The 8,372-nt window shown below is 70.2% G+C and carries 9 protein-coding genes; 5 read left to right on the top strand and 4 right to left on the bottom strand.

The genetic code is table 11. From position 1 onward, the window contains the following. Window positions 1-284: 284 nt before the first annotated feature. Both AC07DC_RS24280 and AC07DC_RS24275 read left to right on the top strand, forming a co-directional pair. A complete protein-coding gene (locus AC07DC_RS24280) occupies window positions 285-1,127 on the top strand; it encodes a lantibiotic dehydratase C-terminal domain-containing protein (protein ID WP_478916563.1) in 843 nt (280 codons plus the stop codon). 49 nt (window positions 1,128-1,176) lie between these two features. Beyond that, window positions 1,177-2,247, top strand: coding sequence for a 3-dehydroquinate synthase (locus AC07DC_RS24275; RefSeq protein ID WP_478916562.1), 1,071 nt, complete (start codon window positions 1,177-1,179; stop codon window positions 2,245-2,247). 97 nt (window positions 2,248-2,344) lie between these two features. Here AC07DC_RS24275 and AC07DC_RS24270 read toward each other — a convergent pair whose 3' ends face one another. From AC07DC_RS24270 to AC07DC_RS24260, 3 genes are read right to left on the bottom strand one after another with little or no spacing between them, the layout of a single operon-like run. Then, window positions 2,345-3,046 (bottom strand): HAD-IA family hydrolase, encoded by a 702-nt coding sequence (locus tag AC07DC_RS24270; RefSeq protein ID WP_478916561.1) that lies wholly within the window; start codon window positions 3,044-3,046, stop codon window positions 2,345-2,347. Continuing rightward, window positions 3,024-4,214, bottom strand: a complete 1,191-nt coding sequence (locus AC07DC_RS24265) for a Gfo/Idh/MocA family protein (protein WP_478916560.1) — start codon at window positions 4,212-4,214, stop codon at window positions 3,024-3,026. The genes AC07DC_RS24270 and AC07DC_RS24265 overlap by 23 nt, the downstream gene beginning before the upstream one ends. Then, complete coding sequence (locus tag AC07DC_RS24260; RefSeq protein WP_478916559.1) at window positions 4,211-5,377, bottom strand: DegT/DnrJ/EryC1/StrS family aminotransferase; 1,167 nt, start codon at window positions 5,375-5,377, stop codon at window positions 4,211-4,213. The genes AC07DC_RS24265 and AC07DC_RS24260 overlap by 4 nt, the downstream gene beginning before the upstream one ends. A gap of 290 nt (window positions 5,378-5,667) precedes the next feature. Between AC07DC_RS24260 and AC07DC_RS24255 the strand changes: the two genes are divergently transcribed. Together AC07DC_RS24255 and AC07DC_RS24250 are read left to right on the top strand one after the other, a co-directional pair. Further along, a complete protein-coding gene (locus AC07DC_RS24255) occupies window positions 5,668-6,105 on the top strand; it encodes a type II 3-dehydroquinate dehydratase (protein ID WP_478916558.1) in 438 nt (145 codons plus the stop codon). 30 nt (window positions 6,106-6,135) lie between these two features. Further along, complete coding sequence (locus AC07DC_RS24250) at window positions 6,136-6,894, top strand: thioesterase II family protein (RefSeq protein WP_478916557.1); 759 nt, start codon at window positions 6,136-6,138, stop codon at window positions 6,892-6,894. Between the two features lie 94 nt (window positions 6,895-6,988). Here AC07DC_RS24250 and AC07DC_RS24245 read toward each other — a convergent pair whose 3' ends face one another. Beyond that, entirely contained in the window at window positions 6,989-7,195 is a 207-nt protein-coding gene (locus AC07DC_RS24245; RefSeq protein WP_478916556.1) for a DUF5988 family protein, read from the bottom strand. 178 nt (window positions 7,196-7,373) lie between these two features. Between AC07DC_RS24245 and AC07DC_RS24240 the strand changes: the two genes are divergently transcribed. Further along, the gene (locus tag AC07DC_RS24240) at window positions 7,374-8,264 is read left to right on the top strand and encodes an ROK family protein (protein ID WP_478916555.1); all 891 of its coding nucleotides are present in this window, start codon (window positions 7,374-7,376) and stop codon (window positions 8,262-8,264) included. Window positions 8,265-8,372: the final 108 nt, after the last annotated feature.

Below are 8,372 nucleotides of genomic sequence, written 5' to 3'. Positions count from 1 at the left end.
TCAACACACCCCTCGATACGGACTGACGACGCGAATCTCGCAGTACTCAGTCTCGCTTGCCGAGGAATTATCGGAACCCCTGGAAGCCCCCCTAAGAGATCCCTGACCTGAGTCGCGGGAAAATGCGGAGGACTGTTCAAGAGAGGGGGTCCACCTACTACGTCTACTATCCATACATGCCCGTATCCGTCAAGGATACTGGGGTAGTGAAGCGGGTCGAGAAAGAGTAAATTCAGCCTTCTCCGCATGGGATCACGGCTTTGAACGAAGTGAGGGAATCCGTCATGACGTACAGCTGGATCTTCTGCCGCATCCCCGCCCCCCAACGGGCGGACGGACGCGGCGGTGTCACCGCTGGAGTGCCACCCACACTCCCTGACCTGGTACGCGGCTTCCGCAGGACGGATGCCGACAGCCGGTGGTTCTTCCGCCGCATCGACCACCCGGCAGCGCCCGGCCTCGCCCTCTGGTTCGGCGGCGGCACGCGCGTACTGCGGGAAACAGAGGAGCGAATACAGCTGGAATACGCGGCAGTCGGCCGCCCGATTGCATTCGAGCACCTTCCGCAGCAGGTGCCGCAGCATTCGCACGCCTGCGACATCGAATTCACCGACGATCTCTCGACGGCCTCCAGCGACCTGGCCCTGGAGGTGATGCAGGGCAGCGGATACACGCCGGACGAGCAGCTGGCCCTTGCCATTCTTCATATTCGTCATCTGGTCGCCCTCGTTCCGGAAAGGGAACGCCGGGCATTCCTCTTCCAGTGCTGGCAGGCCTGGACCGAGCAGCTCACCCCCGACCAGCGCACCGAACTGTCGGGACAGGCGGAACTGGAGGAGTCCGCGGCGCTGTTCGCCGTCATGGCACCGCCCATGCGGCCCCCTGTCGCGGACCGTTGGTACCGCTACCTGGTCACCCTGCACCGGGTCACCACCGGCCAGTGGGCCACCGAGGGCGCACCGGTCAACTACCACCTGTTCGACCACGCCCATCTGACCCACGGCCGGCTCGGCATCCCCGCCGTCACGGAGGCGCTGGCCGCACGCCTGGTGCGGGCGTCCCTCAGCCCCTCGGGCCGCGACCAGCTGCCGCTGGCCGTTCCCGCCGCCGCGCTGCAGACCGCGTGAGCCGGACGGATCGCTACGGCCGGGACGTGGTGAACGACAGAAAGGAGACATGATGAGTCCGACGCAGGCGCCGCACCGGCAGGTGGAGGTCGCCCTCGGCGACGACCGTGCGTACTCCGTCCATATCGGGCCGGGCGTACGCGAGTTGCTCCCGGAGGTGGTGGCGTGGCTCGGCGCCTCGCGGGCGGTCGTCGTCTCGGCGCGGCCCGCCGGCGCGGTGCCCGACCCGGGAGTCCCCACGCTGTGGCTCCGGGCGCGGGACGGGGAGCAGGACAAGACCCTGGAGACCGTGGGTGAACTGTGCCGGGAGTTCGCCCGGTTCGGGCTCACCCGCGGTGATGTCGTCATCTCCTGCGGAGGCGGCACCACCACCGACACCGTCGGCCTGGCGGCCTCGCTCTTCCACCGGGGCGTCCCCGTCGTGCACCTGCCCACCTCGCTGTTGGCGCAGGTGGACGCGAGCATCGGCGGCAAGACGGGGGTGAACCTGCCGGAGGGCAAGAACCTGGTCGGCGCGTACTGGCAGCCCAAAGCGGTGCTGTGCGACACCGACCTCCTGCGGACCCTGCCCGACGCGGAGCGCGTGAACGGCTACGGGGAGCTGGCGCGCTGCCACTTCATCGGCGCCGGCGACCTGCGCGGCCTTCCGCTGCACGAGCAGATCGCGGCGAGCGTCTCCCTCAAGGCGGCGGTCGTGACCGCCGACGAGCGGGACACCGGACTGCGCCACATCCTCAACTACGGCCACACGCTCGGCCACGCGCTGGAGCTGGCGACGGAGTTCGCCCTGCGGCACGGTGAGGCGGTCGCGATCGGCACGGTGTTCGCCGGCCGGCTCGCCGGGGCGCTCGGCCGGATCGACGACAAGCGCGTCGCCGAGCACCTGGAGGTGGTGCGGAGCTACCGGCTGCCCACCGCGGTGCCGGCCGGGCTCGATCCGGCGGACCTCGTCCGCTACATGCGCCGCGACAAGAAGGCGAGCCGCGGGCTGGCCTTCGTCCTCGACGGCCCGAACGGCGTGGAGCTGGTGCAGGACGTTCCCGAGGCCGTCGTCGCCGGCTGCCTGGCGACGATGGAACGGTCGGAGTCCGGCACGGGATACACGGGATACACGGAGTAGGCGCGTCGTTCGTGCGGCGCGCGGAACGCAAGGATTGGCCCGGACGTTGCAGCGTCCGGGCCAACATGCGTTCGTGGGGGCAGGAACCCCAGGGGGTCTAGCCGACCGGCACGCGTGCCGGGCACAGCACCAGCAGATCCGCGGGCCTGCGCAGGACCGCCTGCGGACCGGCCGCCAGCAGCGCGGCCTCGTCCGTGTCGGCCCACATCGCGGCCGCGGCGGCGACCCCGGCACCATGGGCGCTGGCCAGGTCGGTCACCGCGTCCCCGACCATCACCGCTTCCGAGGGATGGGCGCCCATCAGGGACAGGGCGAGTTCCACCATGTCCGGCGCCGGCTTGGGACGGGCCACCTCGTCGGATCCGATCACCTGCTCGAACATCGACAGAACGCCCACCTGCTGCAGGAGCGCGCGGGCCCGGGGGCCGCTCTTGCCGGTGGCGACGGACATCTTGATACCGCGGTCACGCAGCTCCGCCAGCAGTTCGGGAATGCCGTCGAAGAGCCGCACCTGCCCGGAGAGCCGGTAGCTCTCGCGGACGAACGGTGTCTCCATCTCCAGCGGCAGGTCCATGATCCGCATGATGTCCGGGAAGAACCGTCCGAGGTGCTTGTTGTACTCCTCGAACGGAGCCTCGCCCGGACCGCAGACCTCCGCGTAGGCGATCGTGAACGCCTGCCGCATGACCTCGTAACTGTCGACCAGTACCCCGTCGAGGTCGAAGACCACCGCCCGTATGCGATGGCCCGCGAACAGCGCGGGATAGGTCCATGGCTCACCCGTCGGGTTCTTCTGCATGACTGCTCCCCGTGTTGAGTAGATAGGGATACGCGTCCGTACGTCCGGTCCGGATCGCGGAGCGGGCATCGGCGCGGGCCTTGTGGGCCGAGCGGTAGATCCGTTCGATGACGGAGATGGTGCGGCGGACCTCCTCGACGGTCCTGCCCTTGCTCGCGGGATCGGCGAGCAGTGCGGGAAGGTCGTCGAGCTGGCGGAGGTACTCCGTGCCGATCTCCTCGTCGGGCAGCGCCACCTCGGTGGTGATGCCGTCCTGGATACGGGTCAGCGTCGACCCGTGCTTGCGGTTGGGACTGAAACCGAAGGTGCAGCGCAGCGTCGCGGTGCCGTCGCTGCCGTCGACCCGCAGCAGGGTGACGTCGTGCGGTTCGTGCGAGGCCCAGCTGGCCCTGATCGCCACCGACACCCCGTCCTCGGTCACCAGGAAGCCGCGTGCGGTGTCCTCCACGTCACCGTCCTCCTGCCGGTCGGCCGGCTGATCACGCCGCCAAGCGGCCTGCGAGGACGTGCTGTTGACGAAGTCGTCGGAGACCGTGCCGACGGCCTGGTCGAAACCGACCGGGCCCAGGATGGGACCGATGGTGTCGAGCAGGTGCCAGCCCAGGTCGAGCAGTGCCCCGCCGCCCGCGAACTGCCGCTGGGTGAACCAGCCGCCCGCGTTCGGCACGCCCCGGGCCCGTACCCAGGACAGCTCCACATGGCGGATCTGCCCCAGGTCCTTGTCGATGACGTCCCGCAGCACCTGGATGTCCGCGCGGTACCGGGCCGCGCTTCCCGCCAGCAGGACGCCGTCACCCGCCGCCTCCGCCACCGCCAGCTGCTGCGCCTCCGCGGAGTTGAGGCACACCGGCTTCTCCAGGAAGACCGGGATGCCCATGTGCAGGAGCCGGCAGGCGACCGCGCTGTGCAGGTGGTTGGGCACGGCGACGACCGCGAGGTCGACCATGCTCCGGTCCAGCTCCGCCACGTCGGACAGCAGCCGGGTACCGGTCCTGCCGTGTGCCACCTCGGCACGCGCCGCCGGACTCGGATCCACCACGGCGGTCACCGCGAACGACGGATGCTCCCGCAGCCGTGGCAGCCAGATCGACTTCGCCGCCCACCCCAGGCCCACCACGGCCGTACGGACCGGGGCGCCTGTCGGCCCGGTCGGCCCGCGGCCGGTCATGCGCGGGTGACGACGTCGGCGACGGCGGCTGCGATCTCGTACATCTGCTGCTCGGTGCCGAGCAGCGTGCGGTGGTGCAGCCAGACGCAGTCGGCGTTGATGGCCTCGGTGTTGGGGCACCGCCGGGCCAGCTCCTCGACGGTCTCGGCGGGCGCCGCCGTCTCCCAGAAGCCGTCCGACCGGTAGATCGCCCGGAAGGCGATGAAGGCCGGCAGACCCCGGGCGACCAGCTGGTCGACGAGCTCGTTGCGCTTCTCCTCGGCGATGCCGGGGATCCGGAACATCGACATGTAGTGCGGATTGACGGTGCACCGCTCGTCCTGGGCCTGCGGCACCACGCCCGGGATCTCGGCCAGCAGCCGGGCCAGCAGCGGAGCGCGCTCCTCGCGGGTGGCGATCTGGCCGTCCAGCCGCTCGAGCTGGGCGCGCAGCACCGAGGCCGAGAACTCGTTCATCCGGAAGTTCGACCCGGAGGTCTCGTGGAAGTACTTGCGGTCGGTGCGCGAACGGCCGCAGCTGTGCCGCAGGAACGCCTCCTGATAGGACGCCTCGTCCGGGAAGAGCACCGCGCCGCCCTCGCCCGCCGTCATCAGCTTGCCGTTCTGGAAGCTGAACGCGGCGATCGAGCCCAGCTCGCCGACCTTCTGGCCCTGCCACTGCGCCCCGTGGGCGTGGGCCGCGTCCTGCACCAGCGGCACACCGGAGTCGGCGGAGAGCTTGGCCAGCGCGTCCATGTCGGCGAAGTGGCCGGCCATGTGGACGGGCATGATCGCCCGGGTCCTGGAGGTGATGGCCGCCTCGGTGGCCGCCACGTCGATGCAGTAGGTGTCCGGGTCCACGTCGACGGGGACCGCGACGGCGCCCAGCCGCTGCGCGGCCTGCGACGAGGAGATGAAGGTGAAGGCCGGGACGATGACCTCGGTGCCGGGACCGACTCCGGCCACCTGCAGGGCCAGTTCGAGGGCGTGGGTGCCGTTGGTGACGGCCAGCGCGCGCACCGCGCCGTGGTGTTCCGCGAACTCGCGCTCGAAGGAGTCGACTTCACTGCCACCCATGCGCCACCACTGGCCCTGGTCCAGAGCGCGTATCAGACCGGTCCGCTCCTCGTCGCCGAACTGCGGCCAACGAGGAAGGTCCGAGAACTTCTGCGCACGATCATTCATGATGATCTGTTCCTTCTTTCGACGATTAACGCGACCGGGAGGACTGGAAATCAAGCGCCGCAGCGCGATAATCTTCTGCGGTCGCCACTGCGCCGGTGAATTCTGATCCGGGTAGATATCACGCTACCTCGGCGAAGACGACACTTCCCATCCCCTACCGGGTCCCCTCTTTCCCCCTTACGTTGCGGGCAAGGGTCTCCGGGATTCCCGTTCGATCACCGCTTCCTGATACAAAGTTGATGGGGCATAGCCCGTGCCCGTGAATCCTGAACCGCTGCGCGAGGTGAATCATGAGCGCGATACTCCTGCTGAACGGGCCCAACCTGGGAATCCTGGGGCAGCGTGAGCCCGACGTGTACGGAACCGACAGCCTGCTCGACATCGAGGAGGCCATTCAGGAGGAAGTGGCAAGCCGGGACTGGAAGGTGATCTCCTTCCAGAGCGACACGGAGGGCGACCTGGTCCGCACGCTCCACGAGAGTTACGACACGGTCGGCGCGATCGTGAACCCCGGCGCCCTCATGATCGCGGGGTGGAGCCTGCGCGACGCGCTGGCCAACTACCCGCGCCCCTGGATCGAAGTGCACCTGTCGAACGTCTGGGCCCGCGAGCAGTTCCGTCACGAGTCGGTCATCGCGCCCCTCGCGGACGGTGTGGTCGTGGGGCTCGGAGCGCTGGGCTATCGCCTCGGCGCACGCGCCCTGCTGGCGCTCGTCAGCGACAAGTGACGGACCCGACCCTTCCCCGAGGAGCGACACATGCAGGGCACGGCCACCGGTAGCCAGGCCTGGATCCGGCGCTACCACCCGGCGCCGCAGAGCCGTATTCGCCTGGTCGCGCTGCCGCACGCGGGCGGCTCCGCCACCTACTTCCATCCGCTCTCCGCGGCGCTGGGCCCCGAGGTCGAGACGCTCGCCGTCCAGTACCCCGGCCGGCAGGACCGCCGCCACGAGGCGCTCGTCCAGGACATCGGCGCCCTCGCCGACCAGGTCGCCGAGGCGCTGCTCCCGTACGCGGACCGCCCGTTGGCACTGTTCGGCCACAGCATGGGCTCGACCATCGCCTTCGAGGTGGCCCGCCGGCTGGAGCGCGACGGCAGCCCGCCGGTGGCGCTGATCGCCTCGGGCCGGCGCGCGCCCCGCACGGACCGGCGGGAGGGGATCCACCGGCTCGACGACGCGGCCATCCTCACCGAGGTCCGGCTGCTGGGCGGCACGGACGAGGTGATGCTGCAGGACGAGGAGTTCGTCCAGCTGACGCTGAGCGTGCTGCGGGGCGACTACAAGGCGGTCGAGACCTACCGGTGCGAACCGGGCGCGGTGCTCGGCTGCCCGGTCACGGTGCTGGTCGGCGACGACGATCCGAGGGTCTCGATCGAGGAGGCACGGGCATGGGCCGAGCACACCACCGGCGGCTTCGATCTGCATGTCTTCAGCGGCGGCCACTTCTACCTGGCGGACCACCAGCAGGCGGTGACCGAGCGGCTGCGAGCCGTCCTGGAACCCCATATGCGGTGATGCCGTCCCGCATCCGCGGTACGCGCGGTGGAGCACGCGGAGGGAGGGAGAACCCATCGGTTCTCCCTCCCTCCGCGTGCCGCGTCCACGCTGATCACTCGGCGACGTAGGTGTTGTGACTCCAGTCGAAGACGTGCAGCGGGCGGCCGTCCAGTTCCTCCACATCGACGGTCGGGTAATAGTGCTCGTAGCGGTTTCCGAGGAATATCTTCAGGACGTCCTCGGCCGGATCCTTGACGTGGAAAAGGCGTTCATCGACCGGCTTGCTGCCCATGGACCCGCCACGCAGAATGGTGTTCACGTTTGCTGGCTGCATATTCCCCAACTCCTGTGAAAGAAGGCTTGTCCCCAATCTATGAGCCGTGCGTCACAGCCGGAACCCCCTAACTCTCCCTTGAATCCCCGTGCGCCGGCCGCAGGGCGCCGGCCGCGCGGATATGGCTGACAGACTTCCGGTATCCGATTTCTGGGAGGGCAGCATGAGATATCTGGGTATCGACGTCGGAGGTACCAAGGTCGCGCTCCGCCTCGAAGGCGCGGGGGAGCCGGAGGAGGCGGTCTTCCGCTGGCCCGGCCCCGGTGACACCGCGCGCGACATGGCGGCCCTCGCGGAGGGCATCGCCGGGTTGCGGAAGCGCAGGCCGGGACCGGTGGCCGCGGTCGGGGTAGCGATGCCCGCGACGCTCGACCGGACCGGGCGCGTGGTGGGCTGGCCCAACAGGCCGTACTGGGAAGGGCTGGCCCTGCACGAGGAACTCGGTGCGCTGCTCCCCGATCTCCCCGCCTCCGGTATCCGTACCGCGGACGACGGCGATCTGGCCGCGGTGGCGGAGGCCGAAGCGGCGGGCGTCGGGAATCTGGTCTACCTCGGCGTCGGCACCGGGATCGGCGGTGGCCTGGTCCTCGACGGGCGGCTGTGCCCGGGCCCGGCGCGCGGCTCCTGCGAGGTCGGCCACATGGTCGTCGACCGGGCGGGGCGGCGGTGCGACTGCGGGCGCCGGGGATGCGTCCAGTCGGTGGCCTCGGGGCCCGCGACCTTGCGGCGGGCGGCCGAACTGCGCGGCGGGGAGGCCACGTTCGCGGAGCTGAGGTCGGCCTGCACGGCGGGGGAGGGCTGGGCGCTGGAGGCGGTGCGGGAGAGCGCGGCCGCGCTGGCGTCCGTGGTGATCAGCCTCGGCGAGCTGACCCATCCGGAACTGGCCGTCATCGGGGGCGGGTTCGCCACCGCGATGCCCGGCTTCGTGCCGGAGGTGGCCCGGCAGGTGGAACGTCTGGTGCGGCCCGGCGGGCCGCGGGTCCCGGTGCGGGCGGCGGAACTGGGCGGGCTCTCGTCCCTCTACGGCGCGGTGCTGCTGGCGCGCGGGCGCTGATCCCGCGTCATCGGTCCGAACCCGGTCGCCGCGCACCCGGTCCCCGCGCACCCGGTCCCCGCGCACCCGGTCGCCGCGTACCCGATCCCCGCGCGCCCGGTCGCCGCG

Source organism: Streptomyces sp. NPDC045021 (assembly GCF_056432645.1).
Note: the sequence above shows the minus strand (reverse complement) of the source record. Positions and strands in the feature narration are given on the sequence as shown.

What these genes read in the sequence shown, in the direction of transcription:
- AC07DC_RS24280 (WP_478916563.1), top strand. Translation starts at nt 285, where the DNA reads ATGACGTACAGCTGGATCTTCTGCCGCATCCCCGCCCCCCAACGGGCG.
- AC07DC_RS24275 (WP_478916562.1), top strand. Translation starts at nt 1,177, where the DNA reads ATGATGAGTCCGACGCAGGCGCCGCACCGGCAGGTGGAGGTCGCCCTC.
- AC07DC_RS24270 (WP_478916561.1), bottom strand. Translation starts at nt 3,046, where the DNA reads ATGCAGAAGAACCCGACGGGTGAGCCATGGACCTATCCCGCGCTGTTC.
- AC07DC_RS24265 (WP_478916560.1), bottom strand. Translation starts at nt 4,214, where the DNA reads ATGACCGGCCGCGGGCCGACCGGGCCGACAGGCGCCCCGGTCCGTACG.
- AC07DC_RS24260 (WP_478916559.1), bottom strand. Translation starts at nt 5,377, where the DNA reads ATGAATGATCGTGCGCAGAAGTTCTCGGACCTTCCTCGTTGGCCGCAG.
- AC07DC_RS24255 (WP_478916558.1), top strand. Translation starts at nt 5,668, where the DNA reads ATGAGCGCGATACTCCTGCTGAACGGGCCCAACCTGGGAATCCTGGGG.
- AC07DC_RS24250 (WP_478916557.1), top strand. Translation starts at nt 6,136, where the DNA reads ATGCAGGGCACGGCCACCGGTAGCCAGGCCTGGATCCGGCGCTACCAC.
- AC07DC_RS24240 (WP_478916555.1), top strand. Translation starts at nt 7,374, where the DNA reads ATGAGATATCTGGGTATCGACGTCGGAGGTACCAAGGTCGCGCTCCGC.